Annotated in this window: 20 protein-coding genes, 1 riboswitch and 2 other annotated features; of the genes, 5 read left to right on the top strand and 15 right to left on the bottom strand. The window is 42.7% G+C overall.

The features are described 5' to 3' along the window. Positions 1-2: 2 nt before the first annotated feature. Positions 3-662: a prepilin peptidase gene (locus MK482_RS07605; protein WP_268718404.1), complete on the top strand. Its 660-nt coding sequence runs from the start codon at positions 3-5 to the stop codon at positions 660-662. On the opposite strand, the gene trpA is transcribed toward MK482_RS07605, so the two are convergent. The 14 genes from trpA to MK482_RS07675 all read right to left on the bottom strand — a co-directional run bounded on the left by trpA (position 634) and on the right by MK482_RS07675 (position 15,889). Beyond that, positions 634-1,410 carry a tryptophan synthase subunit alpha gene (gene trpA / locus MK482_RS07610; RefSeq protein ID WP_268718405.1) on the bottom strand — a complete coding sequence of 259 codons (777 nt, stop codon included), beginning with the start codon at positions 1,408-1,410 and terminating at the stop codon, positions 634-636. The genes MK482_RS07605 and trpA overlap by 29 nt on opposite strands. Continuing rightward, positions 1,403-2,626: a tryptophan synthase subunit beta gene (trpB, locus tag MK482_RS07615; protein WP_000331265.1), complete on the bottom strand. Its 1,224-nt coding sequence runs from the start codon at positions 2,624-2,626 to the stop codon at positions 1,403-1,405. Before trpB (MK482_RS07615) ends, trpA begins: the two co-directional genes overlap by 8 nt. Beyond that, positions 2,604-3,203 carry a phosphoribosylanthranilate isomerase gene (locus MK482_RS07620; RefSeq protein ID WP_033688234.1) on the bottom strand — a complete coding sequence of 200 codons (600 nt, stop codon included), beginning with the start codon at positions 3,201-3,203 and terminating at the stop codon, positions 2,604-2,606. Before MK482_RS07620 ends, trpB (MK482_RS07615) begins: the two co-directional genes overlap by 23 nt. Then, on the bottom strand, positions 3,190-3,957 hold the full coding sequence (trpC, locus tag MK482_RS07625; protein ID WP_268718406.1) for an indole-3-glycerol phosphate synthase TrpC: 768 nt from the start codon (positions 3,955-3,957) through the stop codon (positions 3,190-3,192). Before trpC ends, MK482_RS07620 begins: the two co-directional genes overlap by 14 nt. Beyond that, on the bottom strand, positions 3,954-4,958 hold the full coding sequence (gene trpD, locus MK482_RS07630) for an anthranilate phosphoribosyltransferase (RefSeq protein ID WP_268718407.1): 1,005 nt from the start codon (positions 4,956-4,958) through the stop codon (positions 3,954-3,956). The genes trpC and trpD overlap by 4 nt, the downstream gene beginning before the upstream one ends. Before the next feature lie 10 nt (positions 4,959-4,968). Further along, a complete protein-coding gene (locus MK482_RS07635) occupies positions 4,969-5,535 on the bottom strand; it encodes an aminodeoxychorismate/anthranilate synthase component II (RefSeq protein WP_125386827.1) in 567 nt (188 codons plus the stop codon). After that, positions 5,532-6,893 (bottom strand): anthranilate synthase component I, encoded by a 1,362-nt coding sequence (gene trpE / locus MK482_RS07640; protein ID WP_268718408.1) that lies wholly within the window; start codon positions 6,891-6,893, stop codon positions 5,532-5,534. Before trpE ends, MK482_RS07635 begins: the two co-directional genes overlap by 4 nt. A 375-nt stretch (positions 6,894-7,268) precedes the next feature. Continuing rightward, positions 7,269-7,500: a binding site (T-box leader), on the bottom strand. After that, entirely contained in the window at positions 7,491-8,669 is a 1,179-nt protein-coding gene (gene trpB / locus MK482_RS07645; protein WP_268718409.1) for a tryptophan synthase subunit beta, read from the bottom strand. Its footprint overlaps the feature before it by 10 nt. 66 nt (positions 8,670-8,735) lie before the next feature. Then, positions 8,736-8,967 (bottom strand) — a binding site (T-box leader). Positions 8,968-9,001: 34 nt separating this feature from the next. Further along, the gene (locus tag MK482_RS07650; protein ID WP_268718410.1) at positions 9,002-10,231 is read right to left on the bottom strand and encodes a DegT/DnrJ/EryC1/StrS family aminotransferase; all 1,230 of its coding nucleotides are present in this window, start codon (positions 10,229-10,231) and stop codon (positions 9,002-9,004) included. A 42-nt stretch (positions 10,232-10,273) separates the two neighbouring features. After that, positions 10,274-10,966 carry a sugar transferase gene (locus MK482_RS07655; protein WP_268718411.1) on the bottom strand — a complete coding sequence of 231 codons (693 nt, stop codon included), beginning with the start codon at positions 10,964-10,966 and terminating at the stop codon, positions 10,274-10,276. A 197-nt stretch (positions 10,967-11,163) separates the two neighbouring features. Continuing rightward, on the bottom strand, positions 11,164-12,906 hold the full coding sequence (locus MK482_RS07660) for an ABC transporter ATP-binding protein (protein WP_268718412.1): 1,743 nt from the start codon (positions 12,904-12,906) through the stop codon (positions 11,164-11,166). Beyond that, entirely contained in the window at positions 12,896-14,641 is a 1,746-nt protein-coding gene (locus MK482_RS07665) for an ABC transporter ATP-binding protein (RefSeq protein WP_268718413.1), read from the bottom strand. The genes MK482_RS07660 and MK482_RS07665 overlap by 11 nt, the downstream gene beginning before the upstream one ends. A 160-nt stretch (positions 14,642-14,801) precedes the next feature. After that, the gene (locus MK482_RS07670) at positions 14,802-15,437 is read right to left on the bottom strand and encodes a DUF421 domain-containing protein (protein ID WP_000174448.1); all 636 of its coding nucleotides are present in this window, start codon (positions 15,435-15,437) and stop codon (positions 14,802-14,804) included. Continuing rightward, positions 15,434-15,889, bottom strand: a complete 456-nt coding sequence (locus MK482_RS07675) for a DUF3290 family protein (protein WP_000675343.1) — start codon at positions 15,887-15,889, stop codon at positions 15,434-15,436. Before MK482_RS07675 ends, MK482_RS07670 begins: the two co-directional genes overlap by 4 nt. A 133-nt stretch (positions 15,890-16,022) precedes the next feature. Between MK482_RS07675 and MK482_RS07680 the strand changes: the two genes are divergently transcribed. The 4 genes from MK482_RS07680 (at position 16,023) to MK482_RS07695 (ending at position 19,548) form a co-directional block, all read left to right on the top strand. Further along, positions 16,023-16,850, top strand: a complete 828-nt coding sequence (locus MK482_RS07680; protein ID WP_000767454.1) for an exodeoxyribonuclease III — start codon at positions 16,023-16,025, stop codon at positions 16,848-16,850. An 11-nt stretch (positions 16,851-16,861) separates the two neighbouring features. Further along, positions 16,862-17,248 (top strand): bleomycin resistance protein, encoded by a 387-nt coding sequence (locus MK482_RS07685; RefSeq protein ID WP_268718414.1) that lies wholly within the window; start codon positions 16,862-16,864, stop codon positions 17,246-17,248. 231 nt (positions 17,249-17,479) lie between these two features. After that, a riboswitch (purine riboswitch) is annotated at positions 17,480-17,575 on the top strand. A 129-nt stretch (positions 17,576-17,704) separates the two neighbouring features. Further along, a complete protein-coding gene (locus MK482_RS07690; protein ID WP_004262179.1) occupies positions 17,705-18,286 on the top strand; it encodes a xanthine phosphoribosyltransferase in 582 nt (193 codons plus the stop codon). Beyond that, positions 18,286-19,548, top strand: a complete 1,263-nt coding sequence (locus MK482_RS07695) for a nucleobase:cation symporter-2 family protein (protein ID WP_004256021.1) — start codon at positions 18,286-18,288, stop codon at positions 19,546-19,548. Before MK482_RS07690 ends, MK482_RS07695 begins: the two co-directional genes overlap by 1 nt. A gap of 54 nt (positions 19,549-19,602) precedes the next feature. Here MK482_RS07695 and MK482_RS07700 read toward each other — a convergent pair whose 3' ends face one another. After that, positions 19,603-21,093, bottom strand: coding sequence for a Sau3AI family type II restriction endonuclease (locus MK482_RS07700; protein ID WP_042750552.1), 1,491 nt, complete (start codon positions 21,091-21,093; stop codon positions 19,603-19,605). Positions 21,094-21,179: the final 86 nt, after the last annotated feature.

The following is a 21,179-nucleotide window of genomic DNA, read 5'->3' on the forward strand; positions in this document are numbered from 1 at the left end:
GTATGATTGATATTTATTTTTTTCTTGTCGGGAGCATTCTCGCTTCCTTTCTTGGTTTGGTCATTGACCGTTTCCCAGAACATTCCATTATCCGACCGGCTAGTCACTGTGATTCCTGTCAGACTCGCTTGCGTCCCTTAGATTTGATTCCGATTCTCTCACAGGTGTTCAATCGCTTTCACTGTCGCTACTGCAAAGCTCCTTATCCAGTCTGGTATGCCCTTTTGGAACTAGGCTTAGGTCTCCTATTTCTATCTTACTCTTGGGGATTACTTTCCTTGAGTCAAGTAATCCTAATCACTGCAGGTTTGACCTTGGGCATCTACGACTTTCGCCATCAGGAATATCCCTTACTGGTCTGGATGACTTTCCACCTACTCCTCATGGCTTCCTCTGGCTGGAATCTGGTCATGGTCTTCTTCCTTATCCTTGGAATTTTGGCTCATTTTATCGATATCCGCATGGGCGCAGGGGATTTCCTCTTTCTAGCTTCTTGTGCTCTCGTCTTTAGCGTAACCGAATTACTTATCTTGATTCAGTTTGCTTCTGCTACAGGAATACTAGCCTTCCTCCTGCAAAAGAAAAAGGAAAGACTTCCTTTTGTGCCTTTCCTCTTACTTGCTGCTTGTATGATTATTTTTGGTAAGCTACTGCTTGTTTGATAAAGTCCTCAATCGGCTCTCCCTCGTGGAGAGCTTTTACAATTTTTGAACCGACGATAACGCCATCTGATACCGCATTGAAGCGTTCTACATCGGCTTGACTAGATACGCCAAAACCTGTCAAGACTGGGATATCGGCCACTTGATGCAATTGTGCCAAGTGCTTGTCCAAGTCTGCACGATAATTGCCTGACTTCCCTGTCACCCCATTGATGGCAACTGCATAGACGAATCCTTCTGCCCCTTCAATCAACTCTTTCTGACGCTCAATCCCTGTGGTCAAGCTTACTAAAGGAATCAAAGCAATGTCTGTATCTGCCAAATAAGGCTCCACAAAATTGGCATGCTCATGAGGAAGGTCTGGAATGATCAAGCCCTTAACCGCTGTATCTGCCAAATCTTTGACAAAATTCTCCACACCGTACTGAAAGAGGGGATTGAAGTAGGTCATGATGACAAGTGGTACTTCTGTTTCAATGGTTTTCAAGGTTTCAACCAAAGCCTGGGTAGAGGTCCCGTTGGCTAAACTGCGCAAGCCAGCTTCTTCGATAACAGGTCCATCTGCAACAGGGTCTGAAAAGGGAATGCCCACTTCAATTGCAGAGACACCCAAATCTTCTAAAAAGTGGATTGTTTCAGCTAGACCATCCAAACCTTTCTCGTGGTCTCCAGCCATGATATAGGGAACAAAAATTCCTTTTCCAGCTGCTTTTATAGCGTTCAATTTTTCTGTTAGTGTCTTAGGCATGAGCTTCTCCCTTCTTTGCTGCATCTGCTTCCAAGCGGTCTTTGACTTGGACCACATCCTTGTCCCCACGACCTGATAGACAGACAATCATGGACTTGTCTGGACCGAGTTCTTTGGCCAATTTCACCGCAAAGGCAATGGCATGGCTAGATTCCAATGCTGGGATAATCCCTTCCACACGAGACAAGAGCTGGAATCCTTCCAAGGCTTCCTCGTCTGTCACAGGAACATAGCTGGCACGTTTAATATCGTGGTAGTGAGAATGTTCTGGACCGATACCAGGATAGTCCAATCCTGCTGAGATAGAGAAGGCTTCAAGAATTTGACCATGAGCATCTTGGAGCACATCCATAAGAGAACCGTGGAGGACACCCGGACGACCCTTGGTCAAGGTAGCAGCGTGGTGCTCTGTATCCACACCAAGTCCAGCTGCTTCAGCCCCATACATGGCTACTGACTCATCTTCTACAAAGGGATGGAAGAGACCGATGGCATTAGACCCACCACCAACACAAGCTACTAGGGCATCTGGCAGATCTTGACCTGTCAAGTCACGGTACTGTTGTTTAGCTTCTCGACCAATAACACTTTGGAAATCACGAACGATTTCTGGGAATGGATGAGGCCCCAAGGCAGAACCAAGGATATAGTGGGTATCATCGATATTTGCCACCCATGAACGAAGGGCTGCATTGACCGCATCCTTGAGCACGCGCGAACCATCAGTCACAGCCTCGACCTTGGCTCCCAAAAGCTCCATGCGGAAGACATTGAGAGCTTGGCGTTTGACATCTTCCTCACCCATGTAGATAGTACATTCCATGTTAAAGAGGGCTGCAGCAGTTGCAGTTGCCACACCGTGCTGACCAGCACCTGTTTCAGCGATAATTTTCTTTTTACCCATGCGTTTGGCAAGCAAAACTTGTCCTAAGGCATTGTTAATCTTGTGGGCCCCTGTATGGTTGAGGTCTTCACGTTTGAGATAAATCTTGGCTCCGCCAATATGCTGAGTCAAATTTTTTGCATAGTAAAGAGGAGTTTCACGCCCCACATACTGGCGTAAGAGCTGGTTTAATTCCTCTTGGAAACTTGGATCTGCCTGACTTTCACGGTAGGCCTTTTCCAACTCCAAAACTGCTGTCATCAATGTTTCTGGGACGAAACGTCCACCGAATTTTCCGTAAAATCCATCTTTATTTGGTTCTTGATATGCCATTCTTTACCCTCTCTATAAATCTTCTAATCTTTTCATGATCTTTTTGTCCATCTGTCTCCACTCCGCTCGATACATCTACTGCATAGGGAGTAAAGTGTTGAATTGCTTTTACTACATTGTCTTCATTAAGCCCACCTGCGATAAAGAAAGGCTGAGTTAGTCCAATCGTATCCAGTTGAGCCCAGTCAAAGGTCTGGCCACTCCCAGCCACAGGGGCATCAAAGAGGAGATAGTCTGCCTGAGAATTGGGGACATGTCCCTCTCCATCCACCTGCACAGCCTGAATACTGGCACAAGGCAAATTCTCAAATAAATCATCTGCCACCTGACGGTGAACTTGAACCAAGTCCAAACCAACTTTTTCAATCACTTCTAGCAGTTCTTCCCGACTTGGTGAAACAAATACACCAACCTTTTTCACATCTGCAGGAATAAGTTTTGCCAGCTCAGCAGCCTGATCCAAGGTCACCTGTCTTTTACTAGGTGCAAAGACAAAACCGATGTAGTCGGCTCCTTCTGAAACGGCTGTTTCCACCGCTTCTTTAGTAGATAATCCGCAAATTTTAACCTTTGTCAATCTGCAACTCCTTGATTCTCTGGGCTACATCTTCTGCCTGCATGAGAGCTGTCCCTACTAAAATTCCGTTAAAGTATGGTGCTACTCGTTCCGCATCCTGCCCTGTGAAAATAGCAGATTCAGAAATGTACAAACAATCATCTTTGAAATGTTTAGCCAAATCTACACTGGTTTGCAAGTCAACTTTAAAGGTGGTCAAGTTGCGATTATTGACCCCGATAATTTGAGCCCCAAGGCGGTGAGCCACCTCTAGTTCAGCTAGATTGTGGGTTTCCACCAAGACTTCCAGACCAAGCTCTGTCGCGTAGTCGTAAAGTTCCTTGAGACGTTCTTCGGACAAGGCTGCCACGATGAGCAAGATGACTGTTGCACCTGCATTGCGAGCGCGGATGATTTGCTTTTCATCGATAATAAAGTCCTTGTTGAGCGTCGGAATCTGCACCTGACTGGAAATCTCCCGCAGATAATCCAAATGCCCTTTAAAGAAAACTTCATCTGTCAGAACAGAAATCATCACTGCTCCGTTCACTTCATAAGTCTGGGCCTGTTGCACAATATCCACATCGAGATTGATATCTCCCAAACTAGGGCTAGCTTTCTTGACCTCAGCGATTACCTGCAAGCGGTCCTGATGATTCTTCAAAAATTCTGCCAAGCGATAGGTCTGGCGCAGGGGCTGGATTTCCTCCAGCTTCATCTGCTCGACCTCACGCGCCTTCTGCTCCAAGATTCGTGCTAAAAATTCCTGACTCATTTTTGGTACTCCTGTAACAGTCTGAGTTTTTCAAGGGCCTTACCACTAGCAATGACTTGACGGGCCAAGGCAACTCCTTCCATGATGCTAGCTACCTTACCATTAGCATAGAAACCAAGACCAGCATTTAAAACTGTCGTTTCCAAGAATGGACTTGGTTCATTTTTCAGAACGCTAAGCAAAATTTCTGCATTTTCCTGAGCATTGCCTCCACGAATATCTTCGATAGCGTAGCGCTCCATTCCCAAATCCTCTGGAGTAAAGCTTGATAAGGTGATTTCGCCATTTTCAAGAAGTGCAATTTTGGTTGTTCCATTCAAACCAGCTTCATCCAACCCTTCTGGTCCCGCAACTACGATGGCACGTTTGCGCCCCATATTTTTCAAAACCTGAGCTGTACTTTCTAGTAGTTCTGGACGACTAATTCCAAGAAGCTGTGTTTCCAAAGCCATTGGATGAATCAGTGGACCAGTCAAGTTCATAATCGTTGGAATTCCCAATTCCAAACGAGCTGGCATGATGTATTTCATAGCTGGGTGCATATTTTTAGCAAAGAGAAAGACGATTCCAGTTTTATCAAAAACCTTACCTAGTTCAGCTGGTTTGAGGTCTAGGTTAATACCCAAGGCTTCGAGGACATCTGCAGAACCAGATTTAGAAGAAATCGAGCGGTTACCATGCTTGGCCATGTGAACACCGCCACCAGCCAAGACAAAGGCTGCAGTTGTGGAAATGTTAAAGCTGAAAGACTTGTCCCCACCTGTACCACAGTTGTCCATGGCATCATGAATCTCAGTTGGAATATGTTGGGCATGTCCTCTCATGACTTGGGCAATGGCTGTGCGTTCTTCAGGTGTTTCCCCCTTCATCTTAAGAGCCAAAAGGAGAGAAGCAATCTGCGCTTCAGTTACACGCCCAGTTACGATACGCTCAATGACATCCGTCATTTCCACACCTGATAAATTTTCAAATTTTGCTAGTTTTTCAATAATCTCTTTCATCCTAGTTTCCTCACTTTACAACCTTCTCGATAAAATTCCGAATAGAAGACAAGCCATCTGGCGTTCCAATGCTCTCTGGATGGTACTGGAAGCCATAAATTGGAAGTGTTTTGTGTTGAATCCCCATGATGGCTTGGTCATCAGTCGAACGAGCTGTCACTTCAAAGTTTTCTGGCATTTCTTCAATTAAAATACTGTGGTAACGCATGACCGCACGGCCATCCTCAATGCCTTGATACAAAACAGATGGCGCTTCAAAGCTGATATTGCTCTGTTTCCCATGCATGACTTTTGGAGCCAAACCTAACTTACCACCAAAGACTTCTGCAATGGCTTGGTGACCCAAACAAATCCCAAGAATCGGCTTCTTGCCAGCAAAATCACGAATCATGTCTTCCATCTTTCCAGCATCAACTGGCCAACCAGGACCAGGAGAAAAGACCAGACCATCTGCTTTTTCAGCTTCTTCATACAGCTTGGGATCATCATTTCTCAAGACCTGTACTTCTGCAAAATTCCCAATGTATTGGGCCAAGTTATAGGTAAAAGAATCATAGTTGTCAATCAATAAAATCATGGTCTTAGTTCTCCAATTCTAGTCATAGATTTTGCTTTGTTAATGGTTTCTTGGTATTCGTTTTGGGCGATGGAGTCGTAGACAATCCCTGCCCCAGCCTGCACATAAGCTGTTTGATTTTTGAGAATCATGGTTCGGATGGCAATGGCGAAATCCATATCACCCGTCGCAGACAAGTAGCCGATTGCTCCTGCGTATACGCCACGTTTTTCTGTTTCCAGTTCATAGATGCGTCTCATCGCTCGAATCTTTGGTGCTCCAGAAACGGTTCCAGCAGGAAGTGTTGATTTCAAGGCATCCATGGCAGTGAGTTCTGGAAGCAAACGCCCCTTGACCACACTGGTCAAATGCATAACATAACGGAAGAGCTCCACTTCCATATACTTAGTGACTTGGACACTGGCCGTTTCAGAGATGCGGCCAATATCATTACGACCCAAGTCTACTAACATTCGATGCTCTGCTGTTTCCTTCTCATCCGAAAGCAGGTCTGTCGCCAAAGCCTTGTCTTCTTCATCCGTAGCTCCTCTTGGTCGCGTACCTGCAATCGGATTGGTTGTCACGATGCCATTTTTGACAGAAACCAAACTTTCTGGACTAGCTCCGATGATTTGATAATCCCCAAAATCATAGAAATAAAGGTAATTAGAAGGATTAGTCACGCGGAGATTTCTGTAGAAGTCAAATGGATTTCCAGTCACTTCTGCTGAGAAGCGCTGACTGAGTACACATTGGAACATATCGCCATTACGTATCAAGTCACGAGCCGTTTCCACCATTTCCTCAAACTTCTGAGGAGCGATATGGGGTTTGAAGTCTAACAGAGATAGATCCAAGTCTTCAAATTCATTTGGAGCAGGAATGCGTAATTCCTCAAGCACTTGGTTCAAGGCTTCTTCCAAGTCTTCTTGGCTACGCTCACTATAAAGAGCATCCTCGATGACATGGATTTTTTCCTTCTTGTGGTCAAAGACCATGTAACTCTCATAGACAAAGAAATGCATGTCTGGCGTTCCAATTGTATCTTCAGGAATTTGACCAATTTCTTCATAAAGCGAAATCATATCGTAACCAACAAAACCAATGGCTCCCCCACCAAAAGGTAGGTCTGAATGGTGCTGGCTCTTATGAGTCACTTCATAAAGGAAATCCAAAGGATCCCGATTAATCACTTGATCATTTTGATAGAGGATTCCATTTTCAAACTTAATCTCAAAAACAGGATTATAGGCTAAGATAGAAAAACGAGCGGTTTCCTTGTCTCTCGGAATACTCTCTAAGATCACCTTGTGTTGCCCCTTTAGACGCATATAAGCCAAGATTGGTGATAAGACATCTCCATGAATGATTCGTTCCATTGTATTTTCCCTTTCAGTTTCTTATTTTTAATTTTTTGTCTTTTTTCTATTTCCCTTAAATAGTGCGGACGGGAGGTAAAATTATCCAGTGGATGATTTTAGAAAACCATGAAATGAAAGACCTAATTTTTGAGCTCCTCGCTCATTTATTTCAAGGCTCAGGCTAAAATAGTTCCCCGAACTATTTTACTCTCAAAAATTCCGTCCTATAGAAGCATATTTGCTTCTATAGGATACCACTATGGCGGGAAACAGCTTTTAAAAGCTCACTTCGTTCGCAAATTTTTTTTAGCAATCTATTTAATGAACAATAATTTAAAACTAAACAGCTGAACCTATAATAGACATATAAAAATCCCCACGCAAAACAGCTTGCGTGAGGACGAAATTCGCGGTGCCACCTCAATTATAGGATTTCTCCTATCTCTCATTCCTGTCTTAGAAAGATTCTGTAACAGGCTGTGCGATAAAGGGCACTCCCTTGAGAATTATGTTTTCTTCTCTTGTTTCAAATGGACCCAACCTTACAGCTTTCTCTGCTTGTTTCCAGCAACCACAAGCTCTCTGTGAGAGAAAAGACTGTAATTTTTCCATCTTTTATTTTTTAGCTTCTAGGTAATCTGCAATCGCAGCTACGTCCTTGTCTCCACGACCAGAGACATTGATGATGATAATGTCGTCTTTACTTAGTTTCGGTGCACGTTTAACTGCTTCTGCGATAGCGTGTGAGCTTTCAATCGCTGGGATAATCCCTTCAGTCTTGCTGAGGAGGAGCAAGGCTTGAACCGCTTCTTCGTCTGTCGCAGCCACATATTCCACGCGACCTGAATCTTTAAAGTAGGCGTGTTCTGGGCCAACCCCTGGATAGTCCAATCCAGCTGAGATAGAGTAAACTGGAGCCAACTCTCCATCTTCCTTAAAGACTGCATAGGTCTTCATACCGTCAACAATTCCGATACTACCTTTTGTCATAGTAGCTGCGTGCTTGTCTGTATCAAGTCCATGACCAGCAGCTTCGACCCCAACCAATTTAACTTCTTCATCAGCCACATACTGAGAAAAAGCTCCGATAGCATTGGAACCACCACCTACACAGGCAATAACGTAGTCTGGTAAACGACCTTCTTTTTCTAAGATTTGACGACGAAATTCTTCACTGATGACTTTTTGGAATTCGTGAACGATAGTTGGATATGGGTGAGGTCCCACAGCAGATCCCAGAACATAAAAGGCTTCAAGGTCATTCATCCATGCTCCAAAGGCTGCATCAACAGCATCTTTGAGGGTACGAGTCCCTGTTTCAACTGCATGAACAGTTGCTCCCATCATCTCCATACGGAAAACATTGAGACGTTGACGTTCCACATCCTCTGCTCCCATGTAGACATCACAGGCCATCCCAAACTTGGCTGCAGCCGCTGCTGTCGCAACACCGTGCTGACCAGCTCCTGTTTCTGCGATTACTCGTTTTTTGCCCATGCGTTTAGCCAAAAGAATTTGTCCTAAAACGTTGTTGAGCTTGTGAGAACCAAGGTGGTTAAGGTCTTCGCGCTTGAGATAAATCTTAGCGCCACCTAAGTGCTCTGTCAAACTTTCCGCAAAATAGAGCGGTGTTTCGCGACCGGAATAATCCTTCAAGTAATGGCGAAATTCTGCCAAAAATTCTGGATCATCCTTGTACTTGTCAAATGTCACTTCCAACTCATCCAACAAAGCCTGAATCGGCTCCGGTACAAAACTACCACCAAATTGTCCAAAATAACCTTTAGTTGTCATAAAATTTTTCCTCTTTCTGTATTGATTTCAAGATATGAAAAAGCCCACACACAGAAAATTATTCTGCGTGAGGGCGTTGGTAACGCGGTGCCACCTCAATTATAAAGGGACTATTCCCCTTTACATCTCTACCTTGTCTAACAACAAGTTGCACTATAAGGTGTGCGCACCGAATTTTCATTGTTTCAAATTCATTTTCAAAATCAGCCCACTTTCACTACTTCCAACCACCTGTTCACAATCACCACAGGCTCCCTGAAGATCAAAAATAGTTACTTTTCTGATTTGTTGAATTTATTTTAATACTTTGTTTTTTCTTTGTCAAGACTTTTTTACAATTTTTTTGATGAAGCTAGTACTTTTTCAGAAACTGTTTTGAAAGTCTCAATGATATAATCCACTTCTTCATCGCTTAGTTTAGTGTGAAGAGGAAGCGTAATTTCATTTTCAAAGAAGGCATAAGCCTTAGGATAGTTCGCCATATCAAAACCAAGATTCTTATAGGCTGTCAAAAGCGGAAGCGGTTTGTAGTGGACATTGCTTGCAATTCCTGCTTTAGCTAATTCTTGGATAATAAGATTGCGTTCTTCTAAACTCGCTCCTTCTACATGGGTGATGTAGAGGTGGCGTGAAGATTCGACAGTTTCAGTCTTGTGTGCCAATGGATGGATACGAGAACCTGCAAAACCACGATCATAGCGGTTCACGATCTCCTTACGACGTTCTAGCAAACTTGGGTAGCGGTCCAATTGTACCAAACCAAGGGAAGCCATAATATCGGTCATATTACACTTGTAGGCTGGTGTGACGATATCGTATTCCCATGAACCCAGTTGCATCTTGGCAAGAGCATCCTTAGTTTGCCCGTGAAGGGAAAGAATTTGGAATTCCTTGTACATCTCTTCGTCGTCAATCGCTGGATTGGCTTTCCAAGTGGCACTTCCACCTTCTGCAGTTGTAAAGTTCTTAACGGCGTGGAATGAGAAGGAAGTAAAGTCAGCGATAGAACCAGCTGGTTGCCCTTTATAAGTAGATCCCAAAGCATGGGCACTATCAGAAACAATCACGATACGGTTAAAGGCTTTTTGCCACTTGCTTGAAGCGGTAAAGAGATCACGTTTCTTCTCCACAACTTGGAACAAACGGTCGTAGTCGCAAACAATCCCTGCAAGCTCTACTGGGATGATCACCTTGGTCTTTTCAGTGATAGCTTTCTCAAGCAGGTCATAGTCCATCTCAAACGTATCTGCTTGGATATCCACCATGACAGGAGTTGCTCCCACGTGAGTGATGACACTACATGAAGCTGTATAGGTCATGGCTGGAACGATGACTTCATCACCAGGTCCCACTTCCAAGACGCGCAAAATCAACTCAAGAGCGGCAGTCGCAGAGTTGAGGCAGACGGTCTTAGGTGTCTGTGTATATTGAGACAAGCGACGCTCTAGTTCTTTTGTCTTAGGACCTGTTGTGATCCAACCAGAACGCAGGGTATCCGCTACTTCAGCAATTTCTGCTTCCGTAATATCGGGTGGTGAAAATGGAATATTGTAATTTGGCATTGATTTGCTCCTTTTATCTGTACTCATTTTCTTATGACTACTTTATTTTAGCACTTCAAACACGGTTTGAAACATGATTTTGATGTCTCCAAGGAAACTAAACTCTCGGAGATAGGCGAGGTTATAGCGCATCTTTTCAGGAAGGACGTGTTCGACATAGGCCTGGTCAACTGACAAACCTTTCTCCGTCATTTGACTGATGATGGTGTCCTCATCCTTGTAGTTGATGCTGGCTGGAGAGGTAATCCCTGCTGGTAAAAGCAAGGTTGCCATCATTTCAGAGCTATACTGCTCTGTGTAACGTGGCACTTCAGGTCGTGTCCCAACAAAGGACATCTCGCCTTTAAGGACATTGACCAGCTGAGGCAGTTCATCCAAGCGCACACGGCGGATGAAATTTCCAACTTTGGTAATGCGGCTATCGTTAGCAGAAGTCACCAGACTTCCTTTTTTATCCGCATCCGTCACCATGGTACGGAACTTCCAAATCTTGAAAGGTCGATTGTACTGGGTCACGCGCTCTTGCTTGTAAATAACTGGCCCCTTGCTATCCAACTTGATCCAAATGCTCAAAATGAGAAAGATGGGAGAGGTCAGAACAAGTACAACCAAGGCCAAAATCCAGTCCAAACAACGCTTGAAAATCAGCGAACCCTTCCTTTTAGAGACAAGCTGGTAGTAAGACTCAACCTCGCTTGATTTCATTTCCACGGGCAAGTCTTCCCATTTCAGCATGCTGTTTCTCCTTTGTTTTTATTATACTATTTGTCAACATTTTTCATTATACCACAAAATGGAAAAGGCGGTGAAAGAAATCTGTAATTTGAAGGATTTCATTCTCATACTCTAGAAAGCTAGACGCAGGCTGCTCAAAATATAGCTTTGAGGTTGCAGATAAAACTGACATGGCTTGAATAGATTTTCAAAGAGTATTAGGCCATGGCACCCGCCTGCAAGCTATACATCTTGTGATAGGTTCCTCCCAGAGCCAAGAGTTCCTCATGGGTTCCACTCTCGATAATGCGCCCCTTATCCAAGACATAGATGCAGTTGGCGTCTTGGATGGTAGAAAGACGATGGGCGATGGCAATTGTTGTTCGACCCTGTCTCATCTTAGCCAGCGATGCTTGAACCAAACTTTCTGTTTCAGAGTCAATATTAGCTGTCGCTTCATCCAAAATCAGGATTTTAGGCTGACTGGCGACTGTTCTAGCAAAGGCAAGAAGCTGACGCTGACCAGTAGAGAAGCTCGAACCACGCTCAGACACAGGTGCATCATATCCCTGAGGAAGTTCTTGAATAAAGGAATCTGCATCCACGAAAGTTGCCGCAGCCTGAACCTGCTCATCACTGATTTCTTGGTACATGGCGATATTGGACTTGATTGTTCCATGATAGAGGAAGGGATCCTGCAAGACCAGACCGATGTTTTTTCTCAACTCTTCCTGACTGTAGTTCCTGATATCCACATCATCCAAGAGAACTCGCCCTGACTGGAATTCATAAAAGCGCATAAGGACATTGATAATAGACGATTTCCCAGAACCTGTATGGCCTACAAATGCAATGGTTTCACCCTTGTTAACTGAAAAGGAAATATCATCCAGAATCTGATGTTTACCGTCATACGAGAAACACACATGTTCAAAACGGATATTACCTTCTTTGACTTTAGCCTGCCCATTTTCTTGAAGAGGTTCACAGGTCCTCTCGTCTATCAGGGCAAAGACACGACCTGCGGAAACCATAGAAGTTTGCAGGGTTGAAAAGTTTTGAGTCACCTCAATCAGGGGATCAAAGAGACGATTGATGTACTGGATAAAGGCATACATGGTTCCTGCCGTTATTCCCAGATAAAGTCCACGATAGCCAAAATAGGCCATTAAAACTGCATAGCCTAGGAGTTTCAACAAACTCATGGCAGGACGCAAAAAGAGGGCATCCAAGGCTACAGAACGGTTGGCATAGACCAAGTGTTCTTGGTTGATTTCATCAAACTCTGACTGTAGGCGCTTCTCTTGATTAAAGGCCTGGATTATTCTGATTCCCTCGATGTTTTCAGCCAGCTTGCTATTGATATCTGACAAGAGACTTCTGGTTTTCTCAATGATTTTCACTGATTTTTTCCGATAGAGATTGACCAAAAGGAAAATCAAGGGGAGAAAGAGCAAGACTAAAGCAGTCAAACGAAAATCCAATACCAACATGGTATAAAGAGTTGTCAGAAAGATGAAGACTGCTGAGATAAAGCTAGATAAAATCCCTGAAAACATATCGCTGATGGTCTCAGTATCATTGGTCAAACGAGAGACGATGGAGCCTGCTGGCGTCTTGTCAAAATAAGACATGCCCAGCTTTTCCATATTGGCAAAGGCATCGCGACGAATATCCCTAACAATACTGTAAGACACGCGCGCAAAGAGAAGATTGCCAACATACTGAACTACAGTTTGTAGGATGTAGAGACCATAGTAGATCAGCAAAACGGTAATGGCTAGTTGGTTAAGATTACTCAGATACTGGTCGATAAAGTGGGAAGCCACAAGGGGAATGACACTTTTAATGACCGTCGTCGCTAGGAGCAAACTGAGTGCCAAAAAGGTCAGGAGGCCATAAGGCTTGAGATAAGACTTCAAGCGCTTCAATACAGTCCATTGTTCTTTCTTATTCTGCATCTTCTTCTCCTTTCATTTCCAGCTGCTGAGACTGGTAGGTTTGGGCATACCAGCCATCCAAAGCTAGCAAGTCTTCGTGTGTGCCCTGTTCAATAATTTGACCATTTTGCAGAACCAAGATTAGATCTGCATGGACAACTGCACTGAGGCGATGAGCCGTAATAATGGTTGTCTTGTCCTTTCGCGTCTCCTTGAGGTTGTCGATAATCGCATACTCTGTCTTGGCATCCACGGCGGACAAAGAATCATCTAAAATCAAGATATCAGGGTCTAAAATCATAGCTCGACTCATGGCCAGACGCTGCTTTTGACCTCCAGAAAGACTGACTCCCTTTTCACCAATCAGTGTATCAAATCCTTGAGGCATGTCTACAATGTCTTGATAAACTTGAGCTAGCTTAGTCGCTTCCTCGACCGCTGAAAGGGGCAAGTTAGGATTGCCAAAGCGGATATTATCTAAAATCGAAGTCGCAAAGAGGAACTGATCCTGAGGAACATAGCCCATAAGACTACGAAGATCTGTCAGACGATAATCGCGAATATCGTGACCGTTTAGATAAATGGCTCCCTCATCCACATCGTACTCACGCAAGAGAAGCTTAATCAAGGACGTTTTTCCAGAGCCTGTCTGACCAACCAAGCCCAGGGTTTGCCCTTTTCCCAAACTAAAGTGAACATTTGTCAGTGTTTCCTCATTTTCAAAGGCAAAGCTATCAATGGCATACTGCAAGCGCCCGTTTTCAATTCCATCTAAAGGAAACTCAGGGTCTTGTACAGGTGATTCCTGAGACAAAAGTTCCTCAATCCGCTGATAGGAAACCTTCCCTCGCTGAGTGATATTAAAGAGGAAACCAATAGCCATAAGAGGCCAAACCAGCATATCCAAGTAGCTGATAAAGGTGACCAGATTCCCAACCGTGATTTGCCCTTTCTGAACCATCAAGGAGCCGACCAAGAGCGTTAAAACATAGGAGGAACCAACAAATAAGAGAACCATGGGGTCAAAGAGACTATCGTATTTCATGGTTTGCAGGTTCTTTTGGAAGGTCAATTCATTGACTGCCTGAAAGGACTTGAGCTCGTCCGCCTGGTAACCGAAAGACTTGGTCACTTTGATACCTGATACAGACTCCTGCACCTTGTTATTGAGTTCAGAAAAGGCAGTCTGCGATTCACCAAAAGCCTTGTGGGTCTTTCTCCCTAGACGACTGGTCGCATAAGCCATGAAAGGCAGGGGCAGAATGGCAACTAGGGTCATCTGCCATGAAATGCTAAAGAGCATGGTCAACAAGGTCACTAAAGCTGTGATTGAGGTATCCACCGCTGACATAACCCCGCCCCCTGCCAGACGCGTTAGGCCATTAATATCATTGGTTGCGTGTGCCATCAGGTCTCCCGTTCGATAAGTCTGATAAAAAGCTGGAGACATTTTTGTGAAATGCTCAAACAAGCGAGACCGCATAATCTGCCCCAGACGGTAGGAAGTTCCAAGGATATACATACGCCAAACATAGCGCAGATAGTACATCCCAAAGGCTGCAAGAAGCAAATAAAATAGGTCAAGAAGGAGGTCCTGCTGGGTTAATTGTCCCGATGTGATGGCATCAATGACCCGCCCCATGACCATGGGGGGAATAAGATTGAGTACGGAAACCAAGACCAAAGCCACAATCCCCACTAAATAACGGCGTTTTTCTAACTTGAAAAACCACCAAAGTTTTTGAATAATGGACATAAAATCCCTTTCTGATTGCAAATGAAAACCTGAGGCCAATACTCAATGAAAATCAAAGAGCAAACTAGGAAACTAGCCGCAGGCTGTACTCGAGTACGGCAAGGCGACGTTGACGCAGTTTGAATTTGATTTTCGAAGAGTACAAGACCCCAGGCTTTTCTTATTCATAGGTTACGACTGTAACAGCACCCTTGTCATACTCAGCGATAAAGATGTTGGCTACATTGTCATGTCCTTGCTTGCTAAGATTATCAAGCAGCCACTCTTCGCTACGACCAATCGATTCCAAAACATCAACTTGAATCACACCGTCAGTCACAACTGGATACTTAGGATTTTCATCCCCCATTTGGACCACGATGAGTTGGCCATTTTGCTCTTGCACAGCTCGTTTAACTTGCTTCATCTGGAAAATCCCTTGGCTACGAAGTTTGAGGGCCACATCCGCTGCAGACAATCCAACTGAACGACAGGCTTCTGGGTCAATCTGCCCATTTTTGATGAGGAGAGTTGGTTTTCCATCAATCAAGCGTTTGACAAAACGAACATTGTTATTAAGCCATTTGAGGGTCAAAACCAAAATCGTCCACATCATCAAAATCACTGCATATTGCAGAATACTGATTGAACTATTGTAAATCACCCCTCCGATGATACCACCAAGAACATAGTTCTGAATTTGGTCTGTAGCAGAGTTAGGTGCTAGATTCCCCTTTCCTGTCACATTAATAACAAAAACAAGCGAGAAAAGACCCAAGGCCAGTTTGATTAAAATTTCCATATAATTGAGTGTCATTTGTTTACCTCCACCAATTCAATAGCGTCTGTTTGATGCAATTCTAATTTCTCTAAAAGATACTTGTCTGGTTGGCTCCCGTTCATGGCACGATAGAAATTTGAACCTACCTTGATAAGTGCTCCATCAGTGGCTGCAGAAGTATTGACATAAACTTCTGATTTATCCACTCCCAAGTCTTTGGAAACAACCTCTATGAAATGAAGTGAAGTTTGAAATTGATTGTTAGAGGCTTGATTGGTCTGGTATTTTGAGATTGTCACCAAAAGCATGGCCACCAAGGTCAAGGCCAAAATCATGACCAATTCCCGAAACTTAGTCCCCTTTTTATCACGATAGGCCTTAAAAGCAAAAAATCCTGTGATAGCTAGGAGCACAATTCCAAAGCCAATCATCATTCCATTTTGCTGACTGATTTGGCTAAGTACATAGTCATATGAGTAAAATTTCATTTATTTTCACTCCCTTTCATAAAATCATTCTTAATTATAAACGAAAGAGAGTGATTTTTCAAACCATACGTTGGGGAAATAGACCTTTTTTTGGTATAATAAAATCTATAATCTGAATGAAAAAGGTAACTTTATGAAACTTATCTCATGGAATATTGATTCCCTCAATGCTGCCCTAACTAGTGACTCAGCTCGTGCCAAATTGTCCCAAGAAGTCCTACAAACCCTTGTGGCAGAAAATGCTGATATTATCGCTATCCAAGAAACCAAGCTTTCTGCCAAGGGTCCTACAAAGAAACACTTGGAAATTTTAGAAGAACTCTTCCCAGGCTACGAAAACACGTGGCGCTCTTCTCAGGAACCTGCCCGCAAAGGCTATGCCGGAACCATGTTCCTTTATAAGAAAGAACTCACACCCACTGTCACTTTCCCAGAAATCGGTGCCCCTTCTACCATGGACTTGGAAGGCCGTATCATCACTCTAGAATTTGATGAATTTTTCGTAACCCAAGTTTACACTCCAAACGCTGGCGACGGTCTCAAACGCTTGGAAGAACGTCAAGTCTGGGATGTCAAATATGCTGAATACTTGGCTGAACTAGACAAAGAAAAACCAGTCCTTGCAACCGGTGACTACAACGTGGCCCACAATGAGATCGACCTTGCAAATCCTGCTAGCAACCGCCGTTCACCAGGATTTACCGACGAGGAACGTGCTGGATTTACCAACCTTTTAGCAACTGGATTTACTGATACCTTCCGCCACATTCACGGCGATGTTCCAGAACGCTACACTTGGTGGGCACAACGCAGCAAGACTTCTAAAATCAACAATACAGGCTGGAGAATCGACTACTGGCTGACAAGCAACCGCGTGGCTGACAAGGTGACCAAGTCTGATATGATTGACTCCGGTGCGCGCCAAGACCACACACCCATTGTCATGGAGATTGAACTCTAAGGAGAAAACGAATGGACTATCAGCCTGTCATTCCCGAATTTGTGGTATCTGACCTCGAACAGTCGCGCCACTTCTACTGCGACTTGTTGGGATTCTCTGTCGAATACGAGCGCCCCGAGGAGAAATTTCTCTTCCTCTCGCTTGAAGACTGCCAACTTATGCTAGAAGAAGGAAGCGCAGAAGAATTAGCCCAACTGACCTATCCTTTCGGGCACGGTGTCAATATTTCCTTTGGCATTGCAGATGTTCCTCAGCTCCACCAAAAACTACTGGAAGCTGACTATCCTATCCATCGTCCCTTAACCAAAAGAAAGTTTCGTGTTGGAGATTACTATATCTATCCTCATGAGTTTGCAGTTTTGGATCCAGATGGCTATTTTTTAAGATTTAGCGAGTAGAATAATAAAGATTGGGAAAAAGTCTTTAAAGTTAGAAAAAGGCATATTGTCAGGTGTTTAAAAACTTGATAATATGCCTTTTATGATGGAAAAACCTTCTAAATGTTAGCCAATAAGTTAATTTTTTCCCATTTTTATTATATTTGTTCGTTTTTTTATCTAAACACTAACAAAATCTTTGATTTCTAAAGTTATTTAGTGTAAAATAAAAACATTGGCACAAGCCTATTTAAAATTGAATATCATTTTACTTGTTTATGTCGTGAATTGGCACGACGTTTCTACAAGGTGCCGGAACACCTAACAATAAGTAAGTCAGAAGTGAGGTATGGTCGTTTTTGCCATGCCTATTTTGGGGACTTGCTTAGAGATTAAGTAGGTCCTTTTTCTATCAGTTTTACTGGATAGAAATCTGAAACAAGCAAATGGATTGGCTTTTAGACTTTAGGAGGTCTTATGAAATTATTAGAAGAGCGCATCCTCAAGGATGGGCATATCTTGGGTGATAACATCCTCAAGGTAGATTCCTTTTTAACCCACCAAGTTGACTTTAGCTTGATGCGAGAGATTGGTAAGGTTTTTGCGGAAAAATTTGCTTCTGCTGGCATTACTAAGGTTGTAACCATTGAAGCGTCAGGTATTGCCCCAGCCGTTTTTACAGCTGAAGCCTTAAACGTTCCCATGATTTTCGCTAAAAAAGCTAAAAACATCACTATGAACGAAGGAATCCTAACTGCCGAAGTTTACTCCTTTACCAAGCAGGTAACCAGCACTGTTTCTATCGCTGGAAAATTCCTCTCACCAGAGGACAAGGTCTTGATTATCGACGACTTCCTTGCTAATGGCCAAGCTGCTAAAGGCTTGATTCAAATCATCGAACAGGCTGGAGCAACAGTCGAAGCTATCGGTATTGTGATTGAAAAATCTTTCCAAGATGGTCGTGATCTGCTTGAAAAAGCAGGCTACCCTGTTCTATCACTCGCTCGTTTGGATCGTTTTGAAAATGGTCAAGTCATATTTAAGGAGGCAGATCTCTAATGCAAACTCAAGAAAAACACTCGCAAGCAGCCGTTCTTGGCTTGCAGCACTTACTAGCCATGTACTCAGGATCCATCCTGGTTCCTATCATGATTGCGACAGCCCTTGGCTATTCAACTGAGCAGTTGACCTACCTGATTTCCACTGATATCTTCATGTGTGGTGTGGCAACCTTCCTCCAACTCCAACTCAACAAATACTTTGGTATTGGACTCCCAGTCGTTCTTGGAGTCGCCTTTCAGTCGGTCGCTCCCTTGATTATGATTGGGCAAAGCCATGGTAGTGGTGCTATGTTTGGTGCCCTTATCGCATCAGGGATTTACGTGGTTCTTGTTTCAGGCATCTTCTCAAAAGTGGCCAATCTCTTCCCTTCTATCGTAACAGGATCTGTTATTACTACGATTGGTTTAACCTTGATCCCTGTCGCTATTGGAAATATGGGAAATAACGTTCCAGAGCCAACTGGTCAAAGTCTCTTGCTTGCAGCTATCACTGTTTTGATTATCCTCTTGATTAACATCTTTACCAAAGGATTTATCAAATCTATCTCTATTTTGATTGGTCTGGTTGTTGGAACTGCCATTGCTGCTAGCATGGGCTTGGTTGATTTCTCTCCTGTTGCGGCAGCACCGCTCGTCCATGTCCCAACTCCACTCTACTTTGGGATGCCAACCTTTGAAATCTCATCTATTGTCATGATGTGTATCATCGCAACAGTGTCTATGGTTGAGTCTACTGGTGTTTATCTAGCCTTGTCTGATATCACAAAAGATCCAATCGACAGCACGCGCCTGCGCAACGGTTACCGCGCAGAAGGTTTGGCCGTACTTCTCGGAGGAATCTTTAACACCTTCCCTTACACAGGATTTTCACAAAACGTTGGTTTGGTTAAATTGTCAGGTATCAAGACTCGCCTGCCAATCTACTACGCAGCTGGTTTCCTGGTTCTCCTTGGACTCCTTCCTAAGTTTGGCGCCCTTGCCCAAATCATTCCGAGCCCTGTCCTCGGTGGTGCTATGCTGGTGATGTTTGGTTTTGTATCTATTCAAGGGATGCAAATCCTCGCTCGTGTTGACTTTGCTAACAATGAACATAACTTTCTTATCGCAGCAGTATCCATAGCTGCAGGTGTCGGACTCAACAACAGTAATCTCTTTGTCAGCATGCCGACAGCCTTCCAAATGTTCTTCTCAAACGGAATCGTTGTAGCCAGCCTACTCGCCATTGTCCTCAATGCAGTATTAAATCATAAAAAGAAATAAGAAAAAGAGGTGCGAGCCTCTTTTTTGTTTATCACAAGTTGATTATAAATATAATCAATCCCAATTCCCATCTAATATTTCTTTTATAAACTTCTTAGGCATCCAAAAGGAGTGTTTTGTAATCCTACGCCCATCTGGAAGTTCATCCGTATCAGATAATGAGCCTTTCCCAACAAATTTTCCTTTTTCAATTTCATAATAAGCATTGGTAGCATGTAATTTCGTAAATAGGATTCTATTTATCTTACTTTGAGGGAAATTAGTTGAAACTTTATTACCATTTTGAGTTAATTTAACTCCGTCAGAAATAATTTGTCTAGTTTCCTGCCACACTCTTTGGATTTCTTCTAATTGTCTATCTTGAAATCCCCAAAATTTGATAGAATCTAATACAAATAGCTTAGGTTCAATTTCCTTAAAAATAACGAAGAGGAATCGTTTATTATAAATTTCATTATAGACATGTGACGATTCCCAACTATCTGTTTCTGCTAATTCTTTAAAACAATAAGTTTTAAATGGAGAGTCTTCCTTAGGTAAATTATTCTTATCTACTCGAATAACTCTCAAATTCATGTTTGCTTTCTGAAATTCTTTAGTCTTATCTAAATCCCCTGTTAAACCTAAAATTTTTCTAATCAGAGTACTATTCTTACCTTTTGCTTTGGGATTCACTTCAAATCTATCATATAACTCTTGTTCAGAGAAACCTTTGTAGGAAAGAATCTTCTCTGCAATAACCTCAGTAAATGACTTTTTTTCACCCCTAAAATTAGCCAGAACACTTTCTTGATCTGATTGGTTAAAGATTTTATGATTAATCAGATAGGTCATATAACTTGATTTTAATTCCCAAGCTCTTTGTTTGGCTAATTCATGACTAAAAGGTTGTTGTCTTAAATCCTTTCCTTTACCTGCTCCTTTTGTACAAGTTGATAAATAGTTTCCATCTGATTCTGATAATTCATGCGCCCTTCCATTTTTGATTTTATCTGTAATTTTCTGATAGTCTTCAAGGATGACTGCCATATCCTCCTCAAACCATTCATATAAAAATATTTTTTCAATGACATAGTCCTTCATTGTTTGATTAGGAATTAAGCCATTGTAAAACAATAACAAAATCTTTGCACATTTTTTCCATAAATGAGTGGAGTAAAAATCCTCTAAATTTTCCTCCATATAGTTTAGTATTGTTAATACAAGTCGTTCTTTTGCACTAAGTGTCCCATTTTTGTTTATCTTAAAAGGAGTAACTTTTAATTCTACACCTATTTTTTCAAAGTCAGCTTCCGAGTCACTATTTGGCTGGTAGCCATAGAAATATTTTTCAATATAATTTCCATATTGCCCTTTTGACTTCATACTAATTGCTTTATCTTGTACCTCAGAGACTACTCTATCATTATAATCGTCATATGATTTATAAAGCGAACGATTATACTCTTCCATAACATCGGAAAATTTTCTATTTAATAGTTTGTGAGAATATTCAATAACACTATCGATATCTTCATCGTTATAGTTAAATAAGTTTTGATCCATTTTCTTCTCCTATCTTTTATATTATATCAAATTAAACTAAAGCAAACATTAATACTTGATCAATCATTGAAAATAGTATATAATGG

The organism is Streptococcus mitis (assembly GCF_026782865.1).
Classification (GTDB): Bacteria; Bacillota; Bacilli; order Lactobacillales; family Streptococcaceae; genus Streptococcus; species Streptococcus mitis_CG.

What these genes read in the sequence shown, in the direction of transcription:
- trpE (WP_268718408.1), bottom strand. Translation starts at nt 6,893, where the DNA reads ATGGAACGAATCATTCATGGAGATGTCTTATCACCAATCTTGGCTTAT.
- MK482_RS07700 (WP_042750552.1), bottom strand. Translation starts at nt 21,093, where the DNA reads ATGGATCAAAACTTATTTAACTATAACGATGAAGATATCGATAGTGTT.
- MK482_RS07675 (WP_000675343.1), bottom strand. Translation starts at nt 15,889, where the DNA reads ATGAAATTTTACTCATATGACTATGTACTTAGCCAAATCAGTCAGCAA.
- MK482_RS07690 (WP_004262179.1), top strand. Translation starts at nt 17,705, where the DNA reads ATGAAATTATTAGAAGAGCGCATCCTCAAGGATGGGCATATCTTGGGT.
- MK482_RS07655 (WP_268718411.1), bottom strand. Translation starts at nt 10,966, where the DNA reads ATGCTGAAATGGGAAGACTTGCCCGTGGAAATGAAATCAAGCGAGGTT.
- MK482_RS07680 (WP_000767454.1), top strand. Translation starts at nt 16,023, where the DNA reads ATGAAACTTATCTCATGGAATATTGATTCCCTCAATGCTGCCCTAACT.
- MK482_RS07660 (WP_268718412.1), bottom strand. Translation starts at nt 12,906, where the DNA reads ATGCAGAATAAGAAAGAACAATGGACTGTATTGAAGCGCTTGAAGTCT.
- MK482_RS07635 (WP_125386827.1), bottom strand. Translation starts at nt 5,535, where the DNA reads ATGATTTTATTGATTGACAACTATGATTCTTTTACCTATAACTTGGCC.
- MK482_RS07665 (WP_268718413.1), bottom strand. Translation starts at nt 14,641, where the DNA reads ATGTCCATTATTCAAAAACTTTGGTGGTTTTTCAAGTTAGAAAAACGC.
- MK482_RS07650 (WP_268718410.1), bottom strand. Translation starts at nt 10,231, where the DNA reads ATGCCAAATTACAATATTCCATTTTCACCACCCGATATTACGGAAGCA.
- MK482_RS07605 (WP_268718404.1), top strand. Translation starts at nt 3, where the DNA reads ATGATTGATATTTATTTTTTTCTTGTCGGGAGCATTCTCGCTTCCTTT.
- MK482_RS07685 (WP_268718414.1), top strand. Translation starts at nt 16,862, where the DNA reads ATGGACTATCAGCCTGTCATTCCCGAATTTGTGGTATCTGACCTCGAA.
- trpC (WP_268718406.1), bottom strand. Translation starts at nt 3,957, where the DNA reads ATGAGTCAGGAATTTTTAGCACGAATCTTGGAGCAGAAGGCGCGTGAG.
- trpD (WP_268718407.1), bottom strand. Translation starts at nt 4,958, where the DNA reads ATGAAAGAGATTATTGAAAAACTAGCAAAATTTGAAAATTTATCAGGT.
- MK482_RS07695 (WP_004256021.1), top strand. Translation starts at nt 18,286, where the DNA reads ATGCAAACTCAAGAAAAACACTCGCAAGCAGCCGTTCTTGGCTTGCAG.
- trpB (WP_268718409.1), bottom strand. Translation starts at nt 8,669, where the DNA reads ATGACAACTAAAGGTTATTTTGGACAATTTGGTGGTAGTTTTGTACCG.
- trpA (WP_268718405.1), bottom strand. Translation starts at nt 1,410, where the DNA reads ATGCCTAAGACACTAACAGAAAAATTGAACGCTATAAAAGCAGCTGGA.
- trpB (WP_000331265.1), bottom strand. Translation starts at nt 2,626, where the DNA reads ATGGCATATCAAGAACCAAATAAAGATGGATTTTACGGAAAATTCGGT.
- MK482_RS07670 (WP_000174448.1), bottom strand. Translation starts at nt 15,437, where the DNA reads ATGACACTCAATTATATGGAAATTTTAATCAAACTGGCCTTGGGTCTT.